At 68.5% G+C, this 22,091-nt stretch carries 17 protein-coding genes; 12 read left to right on the top strand and 5 right to left on the bottom strand.

Annotation, left to right across the window (positions count from 1 at the left end):
• Nucleotides 1-295 precede the first annotated feature (295 nt).
• The 3 genes from RT688_RS03645 to RT688_RS03635 are packed head-to-tail and all read left to right on the top strand — an operon-like array spanning nucleotide 296 to nucleotide 3,102.
• Complete coding sequence (locus RT688_RS03645; RefSeq protein ID WP_313703484.1) at nucleotides 296-1,498, top strand: acyl-CoA dehydrogenase family protein; 1,203 nt, start codon at nucleotides 296-298, stop codon at nucleotides 1,496-1,498.
• 9 nt (nucleotides 1,499-1,507) lie between these two features.
• Nucleotides 1,508-2,653: an acyl-CoA dehydrogenase family protein gene (locus RT688_RS03640; protein WP_313703483.1), complete on the top strand. Its 1,146-nt coding sequence runs from the start codon at nucleotides 1,508-1,510 to the stop codon at nucleotides 2,651-2,653.
• Nucleotides 2,650-3,102, top strand: coding sequence for a MaoC family dehydratase (locus RT688_RS03635; protein ID WP_313703482.1), 453 nt, complete (start codon nucleotides 2,650-2,652; stop codon nucleotides 3,100-3,102). The genes RT688_RS03640 and RT688_RS03635 overlap by 4 nt, the downstream gene beginning before the upstream one ends.
• Nucleotides 3,103-3,427: 325 nt before the next feature.
• Here the strand turns inward: RT688_RS03635 and RT688_RS03630 are convergent, their stop codons facing one another.
• The 5 genes from RT688_RS03630 to RT688_RS03610 form a co-directional block, all read right to left on the bottom strand.
• Nucleotides 3,428-4,351 (bottom strand): diguanylate cyclase, encoded by a 924-nt coding sequence (locus RT688_RS03630; protein WP_313703481.1) that lies wholly within the window; start codon nucleotides 4,349-4,351, stop codon nucleotides 3,428-3,430.
• Entirely contained in the window at nucleotides 4,348-8,856 is a 4,509-nt protein-coding gene (locus RT688_RS03625; protein WP_313703480.1) for a response regulator, read from the bottom strand. Before RT688_RS03625 ends, RT688_RS03630 begins: the two co-directional genes overlap by 4 nt.
• Nucleotides 8,857-8,976: 120 nt before the next feature.
• Nucleotides 8,977-10,200: an acyl-CoA dehydrogenase family protein gene (locus RT688_RS03620; RefSeq protein WP_313703479.1), complete on the bottom strand. Its 1,224-nt coding sequence runs from the start codon at nucleotides 10,198-10,200 to the stop codon at nucleotides 8,977-8,979.
• A 13-nt stretch (nucleotides 10,201-10,213) separates the two neighbouring features.
• Nucleotides 10,214-11,257, bottom strand: coding sequence for a phosphotransferase (locus tag RT688_RS03615; RefSeq protein ID WP_313703533.1), 1,044 nt, complete (start codon nucleotides 11,255-11,257; stop codon nucleotides 10,214-10,216).
• A gap of 136 nt (nucleotides 11,258-11,393) precedes the next feature.
• Nucleotides 11,394-12,098 carry a histidine phosphatase family protein gene (locus RT688_RS03610; RefSeq protein ID WP_313703478.1) on the bottom strand — a complete coding sequence of 235 codons (705 nt, stop codon included), beginning with the start codon at nucleotides 12,096-12,098 and terminating at the stop codon, nucleotides 11,394-11,396.
• Nucleotides 12,099-12,401: 303 nt separating this feature from the next.
• Between RT688_RS03610 and RT688_RS03605 the strand changes: the two genes are divergently transcribed.
• From RT688_RS03605 to RT688_RS03565, 9 genes are read left to right on the top strand one after another with little or no spacing between them, the layout of a single operon-like run.
• Entirely contained in the window at nucleotides 12,402-14,105 is a 1,704-nt protein-coding gene (locus RT688_RS03605) for a GspE/PulE family protein (protein ID WP_313703477.1), read from the top strand.
• Entirely contained in the window at nucleotides 14,105-15,343 is a 1,239-nt protein-coding gene (locus tag RT688_RS03600; protein WP_313703476.1) for a type II secretion system F family protein, read from the top strand. The genes RT688_RS03605 and RT688_RS03600 overlap by 1 nt, the downstream gene beginning before the upstream one ends.
• On the top strand, nucleotides 15,340-15,921 hold the full coding sequence (locus RT688_RS03595) for a hypothetical protein (RefSeq protein WP_313703475.1): 582 nt from the start codon (nucleotides 15,340-15,342) through the stop codon (nucleotides 15,919-15,921). Before RT688_RS03600 ends, RT688_RS03595 begins: the two co-directional genes overlap by 4 nt.
• Nucleotides 15,921-16,457, top strand: coding sequence for a type II secretion system protein (locus RT688_RS03590; RefSeq protein ID WP_313703474.1), 537 nt, complete (start codon nucleotides 15,921-15,923; stop codon nucleotides 16,455-16,457). The genes RT688_RS03595 and RT688_RS03590 overlap by 1 nt, the downstream gene beginning before the upstream one ends.
• A gap of 17 nt (nucleotides 16,458-16,474) precedes the next feature.
• Entirely contained in the window at nucleotides 16,475-17,047 is a 573-nt protein-coding gene (locus RT688_RS03585) for a type II secretion system protein (protein ID WP_313703473.1), read from the top strand.
• On the top strand, nucleotides 17,037-17,639 hold the full coding sequence (locus RT688_RS03580) for a prepilin-type N-terminal cleavage/methylation domain-containing protein (protein WP_313703472.1): 603 nt from the start codon (nucleotides 17,037-17,039) through the stop codon (nucleotides 17,637-17,639). The genes RT688_RS03585 and RT688_RS03580 overlap by 11 nt, the downstream gene beginning before the upstream one ends.
• Nucleotides 17,636-18,505, top strand: a complete 870-nt coding sequence (locus RT688_RS03575) for a type II secretion system protein (RefSeq protein ID WP_313703471.1) — start codon at nucleotides 17,636-17,638, stop codon at nucleotides 18,503-18,505. The genes RT688_RS03580 and RT688_RS03575 overlap by 4 nt, the downstream gene beginning before the upstream one ends.
• Complete coding sequence (locus RT688_RS03570; RefSeq protein ID WP_313703470.1) at nucleotides 18,502-18,963, top strand: agglutinin biogenesis protein MshP; 462 nt, start codon at nucleotides 18,502-18,504, stop codon at nucleotides 18,961-18,963. The genes RT688_RS03575 and RT688_RS03570 overlap by 4 nt, the downstream gene beginning before the upstream one ends.
• Complete coding sequence (locus tag RT688_RS03565) at nucleotides 18,960-22,061, top strand: DUF6701 domain-containing protein (protein ID WP_313703469.1); 3,102 nt, start codon at nucleotides 18,960-18,962, stop codon at nucleotides 22,059-22,061. The genes RT688_RS03570 and RT688_RS03565 overlap by 4 nt, the downstream gene beginning before the upstream one ends.
• The last annotated feature ends 30 nt before the right edge of the window (nucleotides 22,062-22,091 follow it).

The raw sequence follows: 22,091 nt of genomic DNA, 5'->3' as shown, positions 1-22,091 counted from the left end.
CTCGCTCAACAGGTTCACGCCGTCGATCCACCGCTTGAACTTTGCCGCCAGCATTGTCGCCCTCGTCGTCGCTTCGAATACAAGCTCAGACGACGTTGCCGCTCGACCGTTCAGTTAACCCAACAGGTAACGGTGACAGCGCCTTTTTTATGGGCGCTGCCGCCGTTGCGCGGTGGAATGGCAGCGCTGGCGAAGGCGTCTTTTTATTTGCTAAGTAAGCAAAGTTTTCAGGTACAATCCTTGTGAACGGTCGTGCTTTTTTGGGCGGGCCGCGCGACGATAACAAGGAGACAGTATGGACCTGAACTATACGGACGAAGACCTGGCCTTCCGCGACGAGGTGCGGGCCTTCCTGGCGGCGAACCTGCCGCCGGACCTGCAGCACAAGGTGCGCAGCCACCTGCGACTGAGCAAGGAAGACAGCGTGCGCTGGCACAAGATTCTGGCCGCCAAGGGCTGGGTGGCGCCGGGCTGGCCGGTCGAGTTCGGCGGCCCCGGCTGGACGCCGGTGCAGCGCCACATCTTCGAGGAAGAGTGCGCCCTGGCCGGCACGCCGCAGATCATGCCTTTCGGCGTGAACATGGTGGCGCCGGTCATCATGGCCTTCGGCAGTCCCGAACAGAAAGCCTATTATTTGCCGCGCATCCTGTCCTGCGAGGACTGGTGGTGCCAGGGCTATTCCGAGCCGGGCGCCGGCTCCGACTTGGCCTCGCTGAAGACCACGGCCGTCCGTGGCCGGGACGACGAGGGCGAACACTACATCGTCAACGGCCAGAAGACCTGGACCACGCTGGCCCAGCACGCCGATATGATCTTTTGCCTGGTGCGCACCGACACCGGCGTGCGCAAGCAGGAGGGCATCTCCTTCCTCCTGATCGACATGCACAGCCCGGGCATCACGGTGCGCCCCATCATCATGCTCGACGAAGACCACGAGGTGAACGAGGTCTTCTTCGATAACGTCCGGGTGCCGGCGGCAAACCTGGTCGGCCAGGAAAACCGCGGCTGGACCTACGCCAAGTACCTGCTCGGCCACGAGCGCACCGGCATCGCCGCGGTCGGGCGCTCGAAGCGCGAACTGGCCTTCCTGAAGGGACTGGCGCAGCGCGAGCGCAAGAACGGCAAGCCGCTGATCGAGGACCCGCTGTTCGCGGCGAAGCTGGCGAACCTCGAGATCGAACTCATGGCCCTGGAGATGACGGTGCTGCGCGTGCTGGCCAAGGCCGACAAGGCGCCGGGACCGGAGGCCTCGGTGCTGAAGGTGCGCGGCACCGACATCCAGCAGGCGCTGACCGAACTGATGGTCGAGGCGGTGGGACCGATGGCGCTGCCCTTCGACCCCGCCTACCTCGAAGGCGCGAACGAGCACAGCGTGTTCGACGACGACGACGCGGCGCCGCTGGCTTCGTACTACTTCAACTATCGCAAGACCTCCATCTACGGCGGCTCGAACGAGATTCAACGCAACATCATCACCCAGATGATCCTGGGTCTGTGAGGAGAGGGCATGGACTTCAATTTCAACCCTGAGCAGCTCCAGTTCGCCGACGCGCTCAAGCGCTGGATCGGCCGCGACTACGGCTTCGAGGCGCGCCGCGCCATCGTCCACTCCGACGCGGGCGTCTCCAGCGACGCCTGGGCCACCCTGGTGGAACTGGGCATGACGGCGCTGCCGGTGCCGGAAGAGCAGGGCGGCTTCTCGGGCACGGCGGTCGACATGTTCGTGGTGATGCGCGAGCTGGGCCGCGGCCTGGTGGTCGAGCCTTACTTCGCAACCGTGCTGGGCGCCGAGTTCCTGCGCCTGGGCGGCCTGCATCCGCAACTGCTCGAACGCGTCGCCACGGGCGACCTGAAGCTGGCCTGCGCGCTGGGCGAACGCCAGTCGCGCCACGACATGCGCGACATCGCCACCCGCGCGACGCCCGATGGCGACGGCCATGTCCTGCGCGGCGAAAAGAAAGTGGTGCTGCACGGCGCCCAGGCCGGCATGCTGGTGGTCTCGGCGCGCCTCGGAGGCGAGCAGCGCGCCGAGGACGGCATCGCGCTGTTCCTGGTCCCGGCCGACGCACCCGGCCTGCGCATCGCCGGCTATCGCACCCTCGACGGCCTGCGCGCCGCCGACGTCGTGTTCGACGACGTGCGGGTGGACGCCGGCGCCGCGATCGGCGCGCCGGGCGCGGGCTGGCCCATCCTCGACGCCGCCCTCGACTACGGCGCCGGCCTGCTGTGCGCGGAAGCCCTGGGCGCGATGGAAGCGATCTTCGAGGCCACCCTGGAATACCTGAAGACGCGCCAGCAGTTCGGCGTCCCGATCGGCAAGTTCCAGGCCCTGCAGCACCGCATGGCGGACATGGTGATCCACCTCGAGCAGGCGCGCTCGATGGCGATGCTGGCCGCGGTCAAGCTTGGGTCGCAGGATGCCGGCGAGCGCCGCCGCGCAGTGTCGGCCGCGAAGTACCGCATCAACCAGGCGGCGCGCTTCATCGGCCAGCAGGCGGTGCAGCTGCACGGCGGCATGGGCGTGACCGACGAACTGCCGGCCGCGCATTACTTCAAGCGCCTGGCGACGATCGAACTGACGCTGGGCGACGCCGACCACCACCTGGCGCGCTTCATCGCCCAGCCGGGATTCAGGCAAGGAGCCGCCGCATGAGCCGCGACTGGTACTTCGAAGACTTCGTGCCCGGCCAGGAGTTCGACCTGGGCACGCGCACCGTGAACGAGGACGAGATCATCGCCTTCGCCACCCAGTTCGATCCCCAGCCCTTCCACGTCGACAAGGAGGCAGCGGCGAAGTCGATCTACGGCGGCGTGATCGCCAGCGGCTGGCACACCTGCGCGATGATCATGCGGATGGTCGTGGACGGCATGCCGTGCGCGAATTCCAGCATGGGCTCCCCCGGCCTGGACGGCGTGCGCTGGCTGCAGCCGGTGCGCGCCGGCGACACCCTGTCGCTGCGCCACCTGACCAAGGAGGTCAAGGCCTCGAACTCGAAGCCGGACCGCGGCGTGGTCTGGTCGAAGTGGACCGCGACCAACCAGCGCGGCGAAGCCGTCTGCATGATCGACGGCATGGCGATGTTCCGGCGCCGGCCGGCCTGAGGCGCCGATCCGCTCCGCCCGGTCCTGGCACGGCGGCGCTCCCGTAGGGTGGGCACCCCGTGCCCACGCGTTGCGTGCGCCTCGCGTTGACCTCGGCCGGGAGATCCCTAGGGTGACCACCCCGTGCCCAGGCGTTACGTGCGCGCGATCCGGTACGCGGCCGCGAGATATCGCTCGCCGCGGCATCCGCAGTCGGCTCACTGTGCGGGAATGACGCTACCGCTATCGCTGCGGCATCGGCTACGTGTCGGTGATGCCGCAGCCAACGGAAATGGATGGATCATCGACGCATGGGCAGGGCGTGCCTTGCGCGGCCCGGCCCACGCTACGATGACGCCTCCACCCGGTAGCGGTTGCGCCCCTCCGCCTTGGCCTGGTACAGCAGGGCGTCGACGGAGCGGATCAGCTGGGCGCTGGGCTGGCCGTTGACCGGCAGGATCGAGGCGATGCCCATGCTGACCGACAGCACCGGCGCGGTCGGCGAGGCGGCGTGCGGGATCGCGAGCCGGGCCAGTTCGGCCAGCAGGCGCCGCGCCACGCCCTCGGCGCCGGCGGCGTCGAGCTGGGGCAGCAGGATGGCGAATTCCTCGCCGCCGTAGCGCGCCACCATGTCCTGGGCGCGGCCGGCGGTGCGCTGCATCGCGCGCGCCACCTGTTCCAGGCAGGCGTCGCCGGCCTGGTGGCCGTAGTAGTCGTTGTACATCTTGAAGTGATCGACGTCGGCCAGGATCAGCGCCAGCGGCAGCTGGGCGCGCGCGCAGCGCCGCCATTCGGCCTCGATGCGCTCGGTGAAGGCGCGCCGGTTGGCGGCGCCCGTCAGGCTGTCGGTCAGGCTCATCGCGCGCAAGGCGTCGGCCTGGCGCTTCACGGTCAGCTGGGTGCGCACGCGGGCGCGCACCACGGCCGCATTGACCGGCTTGCCGATGAAGTCGGCGGCGCCGGCGTCCAGCGCGCGCGTCTCGTCTTCCGGGCTCTTCAGGGCGGTCACGAAGATGACCGGGATGTCCGCGGTGGACGCTTCCGCGCGCAGCGCCGTCAGCACGGCGTAGCCGTCCATGCCGGGCATCACGGCGTCGAGCAGGATGAGGTCGGGACGCTGGGCGCGCGCCAGCGCGAGCGCCTTCGCGCCGTCGAGCGCGAACAGCACCTCGTGTTCGTCCTGCAGGGCGCCATGCAGGATCTGGATGTTTTCCATCGCGTCGTCGACGACCAGGATGCGGCCGTTCAGGGCCATGTCGGTCCAGCTCATGAATCTCCCTTCGCTACCAGTATAGCCCGCACCTGCTGCGCCGCCTGTTCGAATCGCAGCGTGCCGACCGCCTCCCGCAGCGCCGCCGCTTCGGCGGGCGCGAGCATGCCGGCCAGGGCCGGTCGCAAGGCCTCATAAGCGCTCATCGCCTTCATGTTGTTATTCTGGAGCAATTCTATCAGCTCCGCCAATGCGTCCGCGCGCACGCTGTCCGGGAGCGTTTGCGCTTCGGATCCGGACTCGGGCGCGGCAGGAGCCAGCTCGCGGGCGATCTCCGCCACCTGGACCATGGCCGCTTCCAGGTCCGCCAGGCGCAGGGCGAGCTGGGCATCGTCGGCGCCGCGCAGCGCTTCTTCCAGCCGCAGCGACTGCGCCGCCACCTCGTCGGCGCCCAGGTTGGCGGCGACGCCGCGCAGGCGGTGCGCGAGCCTGGCGGCGCCCGGGCGTTCGCCCTGGGCCAGCTGGGCGCGGATCTCGTTCACGGCTTCGCCCTGGGTCAGCGCGAAGCGCCGGAACACGGCGGCGAAGGCGGCGTAGCTGCCGCCGAAACGCGGCAGGGCCGCCTTCAGGTCGATGCCGGGCAGGAGCGGCAGGGCGGACGGGGCGGGCAGCACCGCAGGCGCCGCGCGCCGCGCGCCGCCGCTGCCGCCGCTGCCGGTCACCCGTTCCAGCGTGGCGACCAGTTCGTCGACGTCGATCGGCTTGGCCAGGTGCTCATCCATGCCGGCGGCGAGCGCGCGCCGGCGGTCGTCCTCCATCGCGTTGGCGCTCATCGCGACGATCGGCAGGGCGGCGCCGCCCGCGCCCGTCGCCGCCATTGCCCGGATCGCGGCGCTGGCCTCGAAGCCGTTCATCACCGGCATCTGCAGGTCCATCAGCACGGCGTCGTAGCGCGCGCCCGGCTCGGCCAGCATGCTCAGGGCGATGCGGCCGTTGGCGGCCAGGTCGACCGTGGCGCCGGCATGCACCAGCACGTAGTTGGCCACTTCCTGGTTGATCGGGTTGTCCTCGACCACCAGCACCCGCAGGCCGGCCAGGCGCGCCGCCAGGGGCGCGGCGGGGGCGGCGACCTGGTTCACGCCGCCGCGCAGCTCGGCCACGGTCTCGCGCAGCGCGGCGCGGGTGAAGGGTTTGCCGAGCACGGCGTCGAGCGCCAGGTCGCCGGACAGGGCCGCCAGCCTTTCCTTCTCCGGATCGGCCGCCAGCAGGGCCGTCGGCGGCAGCGCGATGGCGGCATCGGCGCGGGCATAGGCCAGCAGCGTGATGCCGTCCAGTTCGGGCATGGCGGCGTCGACGAAAGCCAGGTCGAAGCGCGGCCCTTCGCGCAGCAGCGCCAGCGCTTCGATGCCGCCGGCTGCGCAGGCGACTTCCCAGCCGAAGCCGGCCAGGGCGCGGCGCAGGGCCGCGCCAGCGCTCGGGTTGTCGTCCACGACCAGCACCCGCAGCCGTTCGGCGCCGGCCGTCGCCGCGGCTTCGGCCACGCCGAACTCGAGCTCGACGTGGAAGCTGGCGCCGGCGCCGGGCCGGCTCTCGACGCCCAGTTCGCCGCCCATCAGCCCGGCCAGGCGGCGCGCGATCGACAGGCCGAGGCCGGCGCCGCCGTACTTGCGGCTGGTCGAACTGTCGCCCTGCGAGAAGGGCTCGAACATGCGTTGCTGCACTTCGGGCGCGATGCCGATGCCGGTATCGCGCACCGCGAAGCGCAGGCGTACCGCGCTTTCCGTGCGCGCCGTGAGCTCGACCGCGAGCACGACTTCGCCGCGCTCGGTGAACTTGACCGCGTTGCCGACCAGGTTGAGCAGGACCTGCTGCAGGCGCATCGGGTCGCCCAGGAGTTGTTCGGGCACGCCGGGATCCACCGCGAACACCGGTTCCAGGCCCTTGGCCCAGGCGCCGGGCGCGCTCAGGGTGGCGATGCTGCGCAGGGCGTCGTCGAGGCGGAAGGCGACGCGCTCGAGGGCCAGCTGGCCGGACTCGATGCGGGAATAGTCGAGCAGGTCGCTGAGGATGCCCAGCAGCGACCTGGCCGCGGTCTTCATGTGGGCCACGTGGCCGCGTTCGCGCCGGCCCAGTGGGGCCTCCTCGAGCAGGCGCGCCAGGCCCATGATCGCATTCATCGGCGTGCGGATTTCGTGGCTCATGTTGCCGAGGAATTCGTTCTTGGCGCGGCTGGCCTGCTCGGCTTCGCGCAGGGCCTGCACCAGCCGGCCTTCGGTCCGCTTCAGGTCGGTCACGTTCATGTGCAGCTTGTAGGCGCCGCGCACCCGCCCGTGGCGGTCGACGTCGGGCAGGTAGCTGCCCCAGACGTGGATGGGTTCGCCTTCCGGCCCGCCCGCGCTCGCCTGGTCCTTCGGCGGCAGTTCGCATTCGAAACGCTGCGGCGCGCCGCCGAGCACGGCGGCAAAGTAGGGCGCGAAGCGTTCGTTGTAGTCGGGCGGGATCAGTTCGTCGGCGTGATGGCCGAGCGCGTCCTGTTCGCGCCGTCCGAGCCAGTCCAGGCAGGGACGGTTGGCGAAGCGCAGCTTGCCGTCGGCGTCCCAGTAGCTCACCAGCGCCGGCAGGTTGTCGGTGACGGTGCGGATGAAGCGTTCGCGCTGGCGCAGCTGGGCGCCGGTGGCGCGCAGGGCGGCGTCGGCCGCGACGCGCGCGCTGATGTCGCGGATGGTGCCTTGCATCATGCCGCGCCCGCCGATGTCGAGGCGGGTCAGCTTGATGTCGGCATGGAAGTTGCTGCCGTCGCGGCGCCGGTGCACCCATTCGAACTGGACGCCGCCGTGGTCCAGCGCCTCGCGCATCTTCTCGATCGCCACTTCTTCGGAGCGCCGGCCATTCGGCTGGAATTCGGGCGAGACGCCGGCCGGCGTCAGCGCCAGGAGAGCGTCGATGTCGTCGTAGCCGAACAGCGCCGCCGCGGCCGGATTCGCGTTGACGAAATTGGCGTTGTAGGCGACCAGGGTCTGGGCATCGCCCGAGGCTTCGAACAGTACCCGGAACATCTCTTCGTTGTCGCGGTTCTGCTGCTCCAGCAGCTTGCGCTCGGTGATGTCGATCACGACCGCATTGATGCCGACCAGTTCGCGCGCCGGGCCGAACACCGGATAGTAGCTCGCCAGCCAGGAGCGCATCACGCCGGGCCGGGCCGGCACCGCGCCGGTCGACTCGATGTCGCGCAGCGGGCGCCCGGTGTCGCGCACGCGGCGGTAGGCTTCCTCGAACGCGACGCCGACCTCGCCCAGCAGCTCGGGCAGGGTGTGGCCGATGTGGGCATCGGCCGGCACCGCGTTGATCTCCGCCAGGTAGTCGTTGATCATCACGAAGCGCAGGTCGCGGTCGACGAAGCACAGGCCGACCGGCGCGGTGGCGTAGACGGTTTCGACGCGGGCGTGCAGGCGTTCCAGCTCGGCGGTGCGGTCGGCCACCAGCGACTCCAGGCGCGAGCGGTAGCGCACCAGCTCGCCCTCGACCTGGCGCAGGGCGTCGGCCACCACGGCCGTTTCGCGGATGTTCGGGGGCGCCAGGCGCAGCGGCTCGCCGCGGCCGAGCGCGGCCGCCGGTTCGCTCAGCCTTTGCACCGAACGCGCGATCGTGCCGCCGATGCCCCAGGCCAGCACCAGGCTCAGGCCGAGCAGGGCGACCGAGCCGGCGACGGTGGCGGGCAGGGTGTGGCCGAGCAGTTCGCGCGCGGCGTCCTCGGGATAGGTGACGACGACGGTCCAGCCCTGTTCGCCCGAGCGCGAATACACCGAATACCAGTCAGGTTCGCCCGGCTGGCCGGCGAGCCTGACCGCACCCTCGGGACTGGCTTCCAGCGCGGCCTGCAGCGCCGCGTTCATGCGCCCGCCCAGGTGGCGCGACTGGTCAAGGTTGCGCGCGACCACCAGGCCGTGGTTGTCGAACACTTCCGCCACCCAGCCCGGCGGCAGCTGCTGGGCGCCGAGCAGGTCGCCGATGCGGCGCGGGCGCAGCTCGGCCGACAACACATAGGCCACCTTGCCGTCGCGCCAGACCGGCACGTCGGCCGAGACCACCGGCGCCTGGCCGGGACCGGGCGCGTACAGGCCGGAGGTGACGGCGTCGCCGCGGGCGAACACCTTCTCGACCGATTCGCGGTTGGCCACAAGGGGCATCGGAACGCCGAAGGGCACGCGGGTGCTCAGCAGCGGCCGGCCGCCGGGGCCGGTCAGCACGAAGGCGTGGGCCGCAAACTCGGGGCGCAGCAATTCGCGCGCGTGGGCATGGAACTGCGCCAGGCTGCCGGCATCGAGGGTCGGCCAGGCGGCCGCCACGCGGGCGGCCGATTCGGCGCTTTCGAGTTCGCGGTCGAGCGCGGCGACCAGGGCGCGCGCCACGGTCGCGGCATCGCGCGCGACATGCTCGCGCTCGCGCTGGCCGGCGTCGCGCACGAAGGCGATGTAGCCGAACACGATCGGCAGCACGCTGGCGAAGACGAGGACGAACAGCTTCGAGCGGATCGAAGGAAGGGAAGTACGGCGAAACAGGGACAAGAAAAAATCCGGGTCGGCGCGGCCATGGGTTGCCGCAACGCCCCATGGTAGCCGACCCGGGCGGCGGGGAATAGCGCTAACGCCATCCGCCCGCCCTGGCTGTAGATACCCAGCAACAGCTTATATGTATTTGGCAAGCTCCAGCTTGGCGATCGCGTTGCGGTGCACCTCGTCCGGGCCGTCGGCCAGGCGCAGGGTGCGGTTGCCGGCCCACTGGTAGGCCAGCGGGAAGTCGTCCGACACGCCGCCGGCGCCGTGGGCCTGGATCGCCCAGTCGAGCACCTGCTGGGCGACGGTCGGCGCCAGCACCTTGATCATCGCGATCTCGGCCTGGGCCTGCTTGTTGCCGACGGTGTCCATCATCCAGGCCGCCTTTAAAGTCAGCAGGCGGGCGGTGTCGATCCGGATGCGCGCTTCGGCGATGCGCTCGCGCCAGACGCCCTGTTCCGAAATCTTGCGCCCGAACGCGACCCGGCTGTCGAGGCGCTTGCACATCAGCTCCAGGGCGCGCTCGGCCACCCCGATCGAACGCATGCAGTGGTGGATGCGGCCCGGCCCCAGGCGGCCCTGGGCGATCTCGAAGCCGCGCCCTTCGCCGAGCAGCATGTTGGCGCTTGGAACGCGCACGTTCTCGAAGAGGATCTCGCAGTGGCCGTGCGGGGCGTCGTCGTAGCCGAACACCGGCAGCGGGCGCTTGATGGTGATGCCCGGGGTGTCGGCCGGGACCAGGATCATCGACTGCTGCTGGTGGCGCGCGGCGTTCGGGTCGCTCTTGCCCATCACGATGAAGATCTTGCAGCGCGGATCGCCGGCGCCCGAGATCCACCATTTGTGCCCGTTGATCACGTATTCGTCGCCACTGGCGCTGCGTTCGATGCGGGTGGCGATGTTGGTCGCGTCCGACGAGGCGACGTCGGGCTCGGTCATGGCGAAGGCCGAGCGGATCTCGCCGCGCAGCAGCGGCTCGAGCCAGCGCGTCTTGTCTTCCTCGGTGCCGTAGCGCTCGATGGTTTCCATGTTGCCGGTGTCCGGCGCCGAGCAGTTGAAGACCTCGGGCGCCCAGGAGACGCGGCCCATGATCTCGCACAGCGGGGCATAGTCGAGGTTCGACAGGCCCTCGGGGGCGCGCGGGGACTTCGGCAGGAACAGGTTCCACAGCCCCTGTTCGCGCGCCAGCGGCTTCAGGCGCTCGATGAGTTCGGTCGGCACCCAGCGGTCGCCGGCCGCGCCGTTGCGGTCGACTTCTTCCTTGAACGCTTTTTCGTTCGGATAGATGTGTTCGTCCATGAAGGCGATCAGGCGCGCCCGCAGTTCCTTGCAGCGGTCGGAATACTCGAAATCCATTCTGTCTTTCTCCTTAGCGATTCGCGAATTGCCAGGCCATCTCGGCCATGGGGCGGGCGGCTTTGCCGTTCTGCAGCGCCTGCGCGCTCGAGGCGGTGCCGTCGACATAGCGCTTCATGATGCCCTGCATGATCCCGGCCAGGCGGAACATGTTGTAGGCAAGATAAAAATTGAAATCCTCGGCGCGGATGGTCTTGCCGGTGCGCTCGCAGTAGCGGCGCACGTAGCTTTCCTGGTCGGGAATGCCCAGCTCGGCCAGGTCGAGGCCGGCAATGCCGCGGAACTTGCCCGGCGGGATGTGCCAGCTCATGCAGTGATAGGAGAAATCCGCGAGTGGGTGGCCCAGGGTCGACAGTTCCCAGTCGAGTACGGCGAGGATGCGGGGCTCGGTCGGGTGGAAAATGATGTTATCCAGGCGGAAGTCGCCGTGCACGATGGCGGTGTCCTCGCCGGGGGGAATATTGCGCGGCAGCCATTCGATCAGGCGGTCCATGGCCTCGATCGGTTCGGTGACGGAGGCCTGGTACTGCCTGGTCCAGCGCTCGATCTGGCGCGCGAAATAATTGCCCGGCTTGCCGTAGTCGGCCAGGCCGATGGCGGCGTAGTCGATCGTGTGCAGCTGGGCGATGACGCGGTTCATCTCGTCGTAGATGGCGCCGCGTTCCTCGCGGGTCATGCCGGGCAGCGACTGCTCCCACAGCACCCGGCCTTCGACGCATTCCATCAGGAAGAAGGCGCGGCCGATCACCGATTCGTCGGTACACAGCACGATCTGGCGCGGCACCGGGAAGCCGGCGCCGTGCAGGGCCTGCATCACGCGGAATTCGCGGTCGATCGCGTGCGCCGAAGGCAGCAGCTTGGCCGCCGGGCCCGGCTTGGTGCGCAGCACGTATTGTTGACCGCCGGCGCGCAGCTTGAAGGTCGGGTTCGATTGCCCGCCCTTGAATTGTTCCACTTCCAGCGGACCGGCCGGGAAGCCGGGAGCATGCTCCCGCAGCCAGGCGGCGAGCGCCTCGACATCGAACTTCTGGCCCTCGGACACCGGCTTGGTGCCCATCATTTCTTCATACACTGGCGTCTCCTCCTGTGTGGTTGTCGGATGATTGTAGCCGATGAAATGCACGACCGTGCTATTTGTTTTTAGTATTTTTTCAAGCGTTTTGCCAGGCGAATCAAGGGGCTGTCGGCAGGGTTCAGCGCGAGCGTTTGTATTGCTCGAACAACTGTTCCATGGTGGTGCTGCGCGCACCCGGCTGCAGCGGTGCAGGGGGCACGTGGTTCACGAAGCGCACCACCCAGTCGGCCGGATCGGCGCCGACGTCGAGGGCATTGATGCAGCCGGCGGTCTGGGCCAGGCCGCCGAGGAAGAGCCGCTGTCCGGTCAGGGCCAGCGACAGGATGGCGCAGTTGACGCCGCCGTGCAGCACCAGCAGCACCGTGTCCCAGCCGGGATCGGCGCGCAGTTTCTGGATCGCCGGATGCACGCGGTCCATCATCTCGCCGACCGATTCGCCGCCGAGGAAGCGCTGCTCGGGATTGACCAGCCCCTCGAAGGCGCCGGTGAAGGCGCGCTTCAGTTCGGCGGTCGGAATGGCGGACAGCCGCCCGCCGCGGATTTCGTGCAGCTCGGGCCAGGTGTCGAGGGCGATTTGCTGGCCGCTGGCGTCGAGCACCCGGGTGGCGGTCTCGACGGTGCGCGGCAGGCCGGAGACGATGACGCGGTCGAAGCGGATGCCGGCGGCGGCAAAGGCGGCGCCGGCGGCATCGGCCTGGGCGCGGCCCTCCTCGTTCAGGGGAACCTGCTCGGGCAGGACCGGCTTGCCGGCGGCGTCGAAGTAGGTGACGCTGCCGTGGCGCATCAGGAAGATGCGGCGGCGCGCATTCGTTGGTTCTGGCATCGGTAACCCTGCAAAATGAATCGAAGGGACGTAGGGTGGAAGGCTTTGCCTTCCACGCGTCGATAGCTATCGGTGCCGATTTCGCACCGGATGAACTTGCTGCGAACTATCACCGCGTGGACGGCAGAGCCGTCCACCCTACGGGTATGAAATAGCCCGCTCGGCTATTCGGACTTATTTATCTTACACGCAGCCGCTGCCGAGCGCGGCATTACGGCCACAGAAATAAATTCCAACAGTAAATATTCATTGTTTCTGCCTTAAAATAACCCTCCGTTTCCAGAACAATTCGCAAGGGGTGTCATGGCTAGGCCAGAAAAAGTCCGGCTCGGGGAAATCCTGGTCCAACAAAAGCTCTTGTCCGAGGAGCAGCTGAACCAGGCTTTGGCCGACCAGAAGCGCACCGGGCGCAAGCTGGGCCGGGTCTTCGTCGAGAACGGCTTCGTCACCGAGGAGCAGATCTCGGGCGCGCTGGCGCGCCAGCTGAACATCCCCTACATCAACCTCAAGTTCTACAACATCAGCGACCAGCTGGTGCGCCTGCTGCCGGAAACGGCCGCGCGGCGCTTCCGCGCGCTGGTGCTGGAAGACCGCCGCGAGACGGTGCTGGTCGGCGTGTCCGACCCGACCGACCTGTTCGCCTACGACGAGATCGCGCGCCTGCTCAAGAAAGGCGTCGAGCTGGCGGTGGTCAACGAGACCGAGGTGCTGCACACGATTGACCGCATCTACCGCCGCACCGGCGAGATCACGGGCCTGGCGCGCGAAGTCGAGGCCGACGTGGCGGACGCTTTCGTCGACTTCGGCGCCATGAGCGCCAACCCGGGGCTGGAAGAAGCGCCGGTGGTCAAGCTGCTGCAGTCGGTGTTCGACGACGCCGCCCAGGTGCGCGCCTCCGACATCCACATCGAGCCCCAGGAAGGGCGGCTGCAGATCCGCTTCCGCATCGACGGCGTGCTGCACCTGCAGACCGAGGCCGACATCAAGGTCGCCACGCCGCTGGCGCTGCGCCTGAAACTCATGGCCGACCTCGACATCTCGGAAAAGCGCCTGCCGCAGGACGGGCGCTTCGCCATCAAGGTCAGGAACCAGCGCATCGACGTGCGACTCTCGACCATGCCGACCCAGTACGGGGAGTCGGTCGTCATGCGTCTCCTGAACCAGGCGGGGAACACCCTGCGCCTGGAATCGATCGGCATGCCGCGCAAGATGCTCGAACGCTTCCGCGCCATCGTCGGGCGCCCGAACGGCCTGGTGCTGGTGACCGGACCCACCGGTTCCGGCAAGACCACCACCCTGTACAGCGCGCTGGCTGAACTCAATTCGGTCGAGAAGAAGCTGATCACGGTCGAGGACCCGGTCGAATACCGGCTGCAGGGCATCAACCAGGTCCAGGTCAACGAGAAGATCGAGCTGTCGTTCGCGCGCGTGCTGCGCTCGGCCCTGCGCCAGGATCCGGACATCGTGCTGGTCGGCGAGATGCGCGACCAGGAAACCGCCCAGATCGGCCTGCGCGCCGCGATGACCGGCCACCTGGTGCTGTCGACCCTGCACACCAACGATGCCGCCTCGACGCCGCTGCGCCTGATGGACATGGGCGTGCCGCGCTACATGGTGGGCGGTTCGCTGCAGGCCGTGCTGGCCCAGCGCCTGGTGCGCGTGATCTGCGAAAGCTGCAGCACCGTCTACGCCCCGACCCCGCCTGAGCGCAGCTGGCTGCGCGCGGAACTCGGGGACTTCGCCGAGCAGGCCCAGTTCTTCCACGGGAAGGGCTGCTCACACTGCAACGGCACCGGCTACCGCGGCCGCACCGGCGTGTACGAGCTGCTGGAGATGACGCGCGCGGTGACCGATGCCGCCAACCACCCGGACCCGGCCCACTTCCTGAAGGTGGCGCAGGCCGAGATGGCCGGCGAAACCCTGCGCCGCCATGGCGTGCAGCTGGCCGTGCAGGGCCGCACGACCATCGCCGAAGCCATGCGCATCAGTAACCAGGTCGACGACTGATGCCCTTCTTCGCCTACAAGGGCCGCAATGCGCGCGGCGAACTGATGCAGGGCGTGCTCGAGGGGCACGACGCCGGCGCCGTCGCCGACCAGTTGTTCGGCACCGGCGTCACGCCGGTCGAGATCGTGCCGACCACGCGCAAGACGGCCGGCCCCGGCCAGGCCCAGGGCTGGTGGGAGCGCCTGCGCGAGAAGCCCGTCAGGTCGATCGACGTGCAGCTGTTCAGCCGCCAGATGCACACCCTGCTCAAGTCCGGCGTGCCGATCATGCGCGGCCTGGCCGGCCTGCAGGAGTCCGCCACCAGCCCGTCCTTCGGGCGCGTGATCAAGGACCTGCGCGAGTCGCTCGACTCGGGCCGCGAACTGTCCGCCGCGATGCGGCGCCATCCGGAAGCCTTCTCGACCTTCTACCTGTCGATGGTGCGGGTGGGAGAGATGACCGGCCGCCTGGAGGAGATCTTCCTGCGCCTGTTCGACCACCTCGAATTCGACCGCGACATGCGCGAGCGCGTAAAGGCGGCGCTGCGCTACCCGAGCTTCGTCGTGATCGCCATGGTGGTGGCGATGGTGGTAGTGAACATCTTCGTCATCCCGCAGTTCGCCAAGGTATTCGAAAGCCTGCACACCGAGCTGCCGGTCATGACGCGCATCCTGATGACGACCTCGCGCTTCACCCTCGACTACTGGAGCCTGCTGCTGGCCCTCGCCATCGGCGGCTTCCTGGGCTTTCGCTCCTGGGTCGGGTCGAGCCAGGGGCGCTACAACTGGGACCGCTACAAGCTGCGCCTGCCGATCGCCGGCAAGATCCTGCACAAGTCGACCATGGCGCGCTTCGCGCGCAGTTTCGCGCTGTCGATGAGGAGCGGGGTGCCGGTGGTGCAGGCGCTGACCGTGGTCTCGCAGACCGCCGACAACGCCTACCTGGCCGCGCGCATCGAGCAGATGCGCGACGGTGTCGAGCGCGGCGAAAGCATCCTGCGCACCTCGACCGCCGCCAACGTGTTCACGCCCATCGTGCTGCAGATGATCGCAGTGGGCGAGGAGACCGGTTCGCTCGACGACCTGCTCGACGAGATCGCGCTGATGTACGAGCGCGAGGTCGACTACGAGCTCAAGACCCTGTCGGCCCAGATCGAGCCGATCCTGATCGTCTTCCTCGGCCTGATGGTGCTGGTGATGGCGCTCGGCATCTTCCTGCCGATCTGGGACCTCGGCCAGGCGGCCCTGCACCGGCAATGAGCAAGCGCTGCGGCCCTGCCGGACGTCCCACCGCGCGCGGCTTCGCCCTGTTCGAACTGGCGGTGGCCGCCGTCGTGGTCGCCGTGCTCGCCGGAACCTTGCTCCATCGCCTGGCGCCGTATGCCGGACAGTCGGAGGTCGTTGCAGCCAAACAACTCATTCATTCCCTGCGCACGGCCCTGGCGCTGCGTTCGGCGCAGGCAGTGGCCAGCGGCGGTCAGCTTGCGTTATTGGCCATTTCTCACGAGAATCCCATCGAATGGTTGGTCCGGCGCCCGGAAAACTATCTTGGCGAATACTATTCACCCGACGAGACCAAACTTCATAAGGGTAACTGGTATTTCGATAAGTCCAACCGGACCCTGGTTTACCTGATGGCCGCACCTAAAAGTTTTTCTGCCAAGACACCGAAATTTCTTAGGTTCAAGGTAGAATTGCTGCGCGTCCCCGGGCCAGTCGAACCAGATGGACGGAACAGGGTCACCGAAGGCCTGGTACTGGCAGAAATCGAAGGCCAGGCGGTTGCCACCACGAACACAGCGGGTCTGATCCGCGCCATTCAAACGGAGAAAAAGTAATGAACAAGAGCATCAAATCGGCCCAAGGCGGCTTCACCCTGATCGAACTGATCGTCGTGATCGTCATCCTCGGCATCCTGGCTGCGACCGCACTGCCGCGCTTCACCAACCTGAGCGGCGACGCCCGCGTTGCCAGCCTGAACGCCGCCCGCGGCGCCCTGAACGCGACCGCCGCCATGACCCATGGCCGCCACCTGCTGGCCCCGGCCGCGACCCAGAACGTCGAAGGCGCGGTCGTCACCATGAACGCGGCCTCGGGCTACCCGGACGTCGTGACCACCAACGTCAACGCGGCCGCCAACACCGGCCTGCTGCAGGCGGCCGGCCTGGCTGGCGACTATGTCATCATCGCCGAAGGCACCGCCACCGCCACCCGTCCGCTGATCCCGGCCGGCTCGGTCGGCATCGTCGCCGGCGCTGTAGCCAACACCGCACTGGCCGTCAACTGCTTCATGACCTACACCCCGGCCCGTGTCGCCAACACCGCACCGGTCGTGGCCCTGGCCGCCACCGCCACCGCCGACAACTGCCAGTAAGCTGCCGCAGGGTGCGCGTGGCCGGCCTGGACATCCCTCCGCACGTCGCACCCAGCCGCGGCCACGGTCGCGGCCGCGCCGACCGCCACCGCGGCTTCACCGCGGTGGAACTCATCCTCGTCATCGTCCTCGTCGGCATTGTCTCGGCGGTGGCGATGACGCGCTTTTTCGACCGCCAGGTCTACGATGCCGAGACCGCGACCGAGCAGCTGCGCTCGATCCTGCGCTACGGCCAGAAGATCGCCATCGCCCAGAACCGTAACGTCTTCGTCCGGCTCGCGCCGAACCGGATTGCGCTGTGCTTCGCCGACCAGGAGCCCTGCGCCGCCCCCAACCAGGTGCGCGCCCCGGTCGAGAACAGCTGGTCCGACGCCACCCGCGCAGCCTGCGGCGCGCGTACCTGGATGTGCGAAGGCCGTCCCGCCAACATCACCGGCAACGCAAACATGACCGTCATGGGCTTCGACGCGCTCGGCCAGCCTTTCAACGTGCCCCAGGCCAATCAATTCAGCGGCCTCACCGTCACGATCGTCGGTGGCGACACCACGCGCACCGTCAGGGTCGACGCGGAGACCGGCTATGTTTTCTGAGGCCGGGCTGCGCCTGCGCCGCCAGCGCGGCCTGACCATGATCGAGCTGATCATGTTCATCGTGATCGTTTCCATCGCCCTGGCCGGCATCATCGCGGTCATGCGCCTGACTGCTGCCAACAGCGTCGATCCGCTGCGCCGCAAACAGGCGCTGATGATCGCCGAAGGCCTGCTGGAAGAGGTGCGCTCGGCCGGCTTCACGCTGTGCGACCCGAGTTCGCCCGATTTCGCCACCCAGGCCGATCCCACCCAATGCGCGATCGGGGAAAACTGGGGCCAGGCCGCGCCCGAACCGGCCAACCCGCGTCCCTTCGACAACGTCAACGACTACGTGGCCCAGCCGAACGTGGACACGGCCGCCTTCGACAACGCCGCCGGCCAGCTGGTCGACGTCACCGGTGCCCCGCTCGGGGTGCAGGGCTATGCGGCGACCGTGAACATCGCGCCGGCCGTGCTGAATAACGCCGGCGGCGGGGGCGTGGCGGCGAACACCGACGTGCTGCGCATCCGCGTCACCGTCACCTTCGGCGGCGACGCGCCGGTGGTGCTGGAAACCTATCGTACGCGCCACGCGCGACCGGGGTTCCAGTGATTGCGGCTCGCGTTTGCGCTTCCCGCCGCGCGACCCAGCGCGGTTTCACCCTGATCGAGACGATCATGGTGATCGTCATCATCGGCATCCTGGGCGCCATCGTCGCGGTGTTCGTCCGTGCGCCGATCCAGGGTTACGTCGATGCGGTGGCGCGCGCCGAGGCGACCGACGAGGCCGACCTGGCGCTGCGCCGCATGGCGCGCGACATCCGCCTGGCCCTGCCCAACAGCGTGCGCGTCAACGCGGCCGGCAGCGCCATCGAATTCCTGCTCACGCGGACCGGCGGACGCTACCTGGCCGACGAGGACGAGGTCGAGGGCGGCGACACGCTTTCCTTTGCCGATCCCGCCGATCGCAGCTTTTCCGTGGTGGGCGAGTTAATGGAAGACATCCAGGCGACCGATGCGATCGCCGTCTTCAATCTCGGCGTGCCGGACGCGGATGCCTACGAAGGCGCGACGATTGCCCCGGTCGCGGCGCCGGTTGCGGCCGGAACCAATCCGGTCATCACGCTCAGGGCCAATCCTTTCGCCGCGCAACCGGTCCCGATGCCTTCGCCGGACGCGCGTTTCCAGGTCGTCAGCGGGCCGGTGTCCTACGTATGCGAAGCGGCGCCGGCCGGCGGCTTCATGATCCGGCGTTATTCCGGCTACGCGGTAACCCGCGCAATGGCGGCGCCGCCGGCGAACGCGCGCGTCGCCGTGCTTGCCGCCCGCGTCACCACCTGCGCCAACGTCTTCCGCAGCGATAACGTGGCCGCCACCAATGCCGGTCTGGTGGTGCTGGCCTTGAGCCTGGGCACCCGCAACCTTGCCGACCCGGCGGTGCGCCTGGTGCACCAGGTCCACGTCGACAATACGCCATGATGCAGCGTTCTGCTTTCTTTCCTCGTTCGCGCCGCAACGGCGGCGCCGGCCTCGTTACCGCGATTTTCCTGCTGGTCGTGCTGGCCGGGCTGGCCGTCGCCCTGGTCGCCATCTTCATCACCCAGCGCCAGTCCGCGGCCCTGGACGAGCAGGGGGCGCGCGCTTACCAGGCAGCGCGCACCGGCATCGAATGGGCCCTGCTGCGCCGCTCGCTCGACCCCAACAACTACTGCGCGACGGCGCCGGCCACCGACACCTTCCAGTTGCCTGGCGCGCTGGCCGCTTTCCGCGTCACGGTGCAGTGCCGGGTCAGTCCCGGACCGGCGTCGGCCAACAGCACCGTCAACCTCGACCGCCGGCGCATCCGTGCCAGCGCCTGCACGGCCACGGCCGGCGCCTGCCCGGCGCCGAACAACAGCAACGATTACGTCGCACGCGTGATCGAGGTGCAGATATGAGCGTCTTGCGTCACTTCCTGCGCCTGCTCGCCTGCCTGGCGCTGTTGGGCCTGTGCGCAACGGCCCGCGCCGACACCGCGATCACCTTGTGGAAGAGCTTCAACGGGGCCGTGAATTTCACCGGCACCCAGGCGACCTTGCGGACCAGCAGCAACACGGTCAACGCCTGCTCGGTCGCGTCCTCGACCAGCAACCGCAGCGCCGTCCTCAGCCTGCCAACCGGCGCCACCGTGCTCTCGGCCCAGCTCTACTGGGCCGGCTCCGGCTCGGCCGACAACACCGTCACCTTCCAGGGCAACCAGGTCACCGCCACCCGCAAGTACTCGTCGGCCACGGTCGGCAACGGCATGAACTATTTCGGCGGCGCGGCCGACGTCACCGACATCGTCAAGAACAAGGGCGCGGGCACGTATACCTTCTCCGGCCTGACCGTCGCCAGCGGCAACCCCTGGTGCGCCTCGCAGGCGGTGCTGGGCGGCTTTTCGCTGCTGGTCGTGTATTCGCATCCGAACGAAGCGGAACGTGTCCTCAACCTGTACGAGGGTTTCCGCTTCTTCCAGAACGGCGAGATCACCTTCACCGCCACCAACTTTCGCTGGCCCAGGCCATGGTGGCCTACCCGCGAGAAGGCGCGCGTCGGCCACATCACCTGGGAGGGCGACTCCACCCTGTCGCAGGGCGGCGAGAACCTGATCTTCGAAGGCAACGAGCTGACCGACGACATGAACCCGTCCGGCAACCAGTTCAATTCGCGCAGTAACATCAATCGCGACTATTATTCCTACGGAATCGACTTCGACGCCTACGATACCGAAGTGGTGCAGTGGATATTCTACGAGCCAAGCGTCACGACGACCTACCGTACCGGCCAGGACCTGGTGCTGCTCAATGCCGAGATCCTGGTCGTGCCGACCCTGCCGGTGTCGGACCTGTCGATCGCGATGACGCGCGGCGGCGCGACGGCCGTCGGCGGCAAGGCGACCTATACCCTGGTGGTGTCGAACAACGGCCCGTATACCGAGGCCGGCCCGATCACCGTCACCGACACCCTGCCGGCCGGGATGAGCTTCGTCTCCGCCAGCGGCGTGAACTGGACCTGCACGAACAGCGGCCAGGTCGTCACCTGCACCTACAAGCCGTCGATGGCGCCGAACACGACGGCGCCGCCGCTGGTCATCACCGCCGCCGTCAACCAGGCCGGCAGCATGACCAACAACGCCACCGTGACCGGGACCTCGGACAACAACAGCGCCAACAACAACGCCAGCAACACGTTTACCGCGACCGGCTCCACGACCGTGATGCCGGGCTATGTGTTCACGTCCGTCCCCTGCCTCCCGGGCAAGACGGTCGACAGCGCCGATTGCCCGCTGTACAACGGACCGATGACCGGCGGCGCCAGCGCCAAGATCTATGTCACGGCCGTGAACGGAACCACGACCATGACGCTCAACGCGACCCAGCAGACCACGGTGCCGATGCAGTTCAGCCTGAGCTGCGAGGATCCGGCCAGCGGCAAGGTCGGGGCCGGCGATGCCAGCGCGCCCGGCTATGCTGGCGTGGAACTGAAGCGGTGCACGCCGAACGGCGCCGCGCCGGCGGCGGGGACCGATGCCTGGTCGGGCACGGTCAACATGGCGTTCGCCGCGAACAGCGCATCGGCCGCGGTGACGCCGGCGCAGTCGACCTTCGGCTACCCGGACGTGGGCACCGTCCAGCTGAACTTGCTCGCGAACGGGCGCGTCGCCTCCTCGAATTCCTTCACCGCGCGCCCGCTGCGGCTCGCCTTCCGCAGCATTACCAATGCGGCCGGCGGCCTCAATCCGGGGGCGACGACACCCGACGGCACCGGCTTTGCCAGGGCCGGCGAGAATTTCAGCGTCGATGTCGGCGCCTTGCTCGCCGACGGCCAGACCTTCGCGCTGAACTTCGGCAACGAGAGGACCGCGCCGACGGTGTCGTTCGCGCACACCGTGGCAGCGGGCGCGACAGCACCGATGAGCGTGGCGGGCGAGTTGACGTCGTCGCCCATCCAGGTGGCGAAAAGCGGCGCGATCGGCGCCACGCTCCAGTACAGCGAGGTCGGCGCCGTCAACCTCGTGCCCTCGCTGGCCGATTACCAGGCCACGGGCCTGGCCGTGGGTGGCCGGCGCGAAGTCGTCGGGCGCTTCTATCCGGCCTACTACACGACGACGGTGACGGCGCCCTCGCAATGCCAGGTGCCGATGCGGTGCGAGAGCGCGCCCGCGGCCGTCAGCGGCGCGGCCTATTCGGGCCAGCCCTTCGACGTCGAGGTAAAGGCCCACAACCTGGCCGGCGACGAGCTGAAGAACTACGCCGGTACCTGGCGCAAGCCGGTGACGCTGAGCGCGGTCACGGCGCCGGGGCAGGGGGCGACGGCGCGTGCCCTGATCGGCGGCGAGCTCGGCTCGGACGCCGGCATTGCGCGCCTGACCGGGGCGCCGAATTTCACGCTCGAGGTGCCGTTCGACGTCGGCAGGCCCGCCAACACGGCCTGGAGCGCGCCGTTGCCGATCTACCTGCGCGCGACCTCGCCGGAAACGGTTGCCGTGCCCAAGGCCGGCGCGTCGTCGAGCGGCCTGAAAGTGGTCTCCATTTCGTCCCTGCGCGACGACCCCGCGCAATCGGCCGAGGATGGCGTCATGATCGTCAACGGCCGACTGAACGTCGGCAGCGCCCAGGGCAGCAACATCCGGCGCACACCGCTCAGGCTGCAGGTCCAGTACTGGAGCGGCACGGCCTGGGTCAACCATGCCGACATCCCGAACCAGGCCTTCACGGCGGCGGCGAGCTACACCTCGTGCTGGCGCGACCTGCGGGCCGGCACCGCGAACCCGGCGGCCGGCGATACGGGACTGCAGAATTGCAACGCCGCGCTCCTGAACAGTCCGAGCGCAACGCAGAATGTCGCGCTGACGGCCGGTACCGGCATCTATCAGCTGAACGCCCCTGGTGCGGGGCGCGCCGGCAGCGTCTGGGTCCAGCCCACCGGCCATCCCTGGCTGCCGGCGACGCGCGGCAGGGTGAATTTCGGAGCCACCCGCAGCGCACTGATCTACCTGCGGGAAGTCTATTGACGAGCCGGCAAGGAAATCTGCCCAACAGTC

This window comes from Massilia sp., assembly GCF_032106685.1.
In the GTDB taxonomy this organism is placed as follows: Bacteria; Pseudomonadota; Gammaproteobacteria; order Burkholderiales; family Burkholderiaceae_D; genus Telluria.
Note: the sequence above shows the minus strand (reverse complement) of the source record. Positions and strands in the feature narration are given on the sequence as shown.

Bases quoted from the DNA above. Each gene is read 5' to 3' on its own strand.
- RT688_RS03645 (WP_313703484.1), top strand. From the start codon at position 296: ATGGACCTGAACTATACGGACGAAGACCTGGCCTTCCGCGACGAGGTG.
- RT688_RS03640 (WP_313703483.1), top strand. From the start codon at position 1,508: ATGGACTTCAATTTCAACCCTGAGCAGCTCCAGTTCGCCGACGCGCTC.
- RT688_RS03635 (WP_313703482.1), top strand. From the start codon at position 2,650: ATGAGCCGCGACTGGTACTTCGAAGACTTCGTGCCCGGCCAGGAGTTC.
- RT688_RS03630 (WP_313703481.1), bottom strand. From the start codon at position 4,351: ATGAGCTGGACCGACATGGCCCTGAACGGCCGCATCCTGGTCGTCGAC.
- RT688_RS03620 (WP_313703479.1), bottom strand. From the start codon at position 10,200: ATGGATTTCGAGTATTCCGACCGCTGCAAGGAACTGCGGGCGCGCCTG.
- RT688_RS03615 (WP_313703533.1), bottom strand. From the start codon at position 11,257: ATGGGCACCAAGCCGGTGTCCGAGGGCCAGAAGTTCGATGTCGAGGCG.
- RT688_RS03610 (WP_313703478.1), bottom strand. From the start codon at position 12,098: ATGCCAGAACCAACGAATGCGCGCCGCCGCATCTTCCTGATGCGCCAC.
- RT688_RS03605 (WP_313703477.1), top strand. From the start codon at position 12,402: ATGGCTAGGCCAGAAAAAGTCCGGCTCGGGGAAATCCTGGTCCAACAA.
- RT688_RS03600 (WP_313703476.1), top strand. From the start codon at position 14,105: ATGCCCTTCTTCGCCTACAAGGGCCGCAATGCGCGCGGCGAACTGATG.
- RT688_RS03595 (WP_313703475.1), top strand. From the start codon at position 15,340: ATGAGCAAGCGCTGCGGCCCTGCCGGACGTCCCACCGCGCGCGGCTTC.
- RT688_RS03590 (WP_313703474.1), top strand. From the start codon at position 15,921: ATGAACAAGAGCATCAAATCGGCCCAAGGCGGCTTCACCCTGATCGAA.
- RT688_RS03580 (WP_313703472.1), top strand. From the start codon at position 17,037: ATGTTTTCTGAGGCCGGGCTGCGCCTGCGCCGCCAGCGCGGCCTGACC.
- RT688_RS03570 (WP_313703470.1), top strand. From the start codon at position 18,502: ATGATGCAGCGTTCTGCTTTCTTTCCTCGTTCGCGCCGCAACGGCGGC.
- RT688_RS03565 (WP_313703469.1), top strand. From the start codon at position 18,960: ATGAGCGTCTTGCGTCACTTCCTGCGCCTGCTCGCCTGCCTGGCGCTG.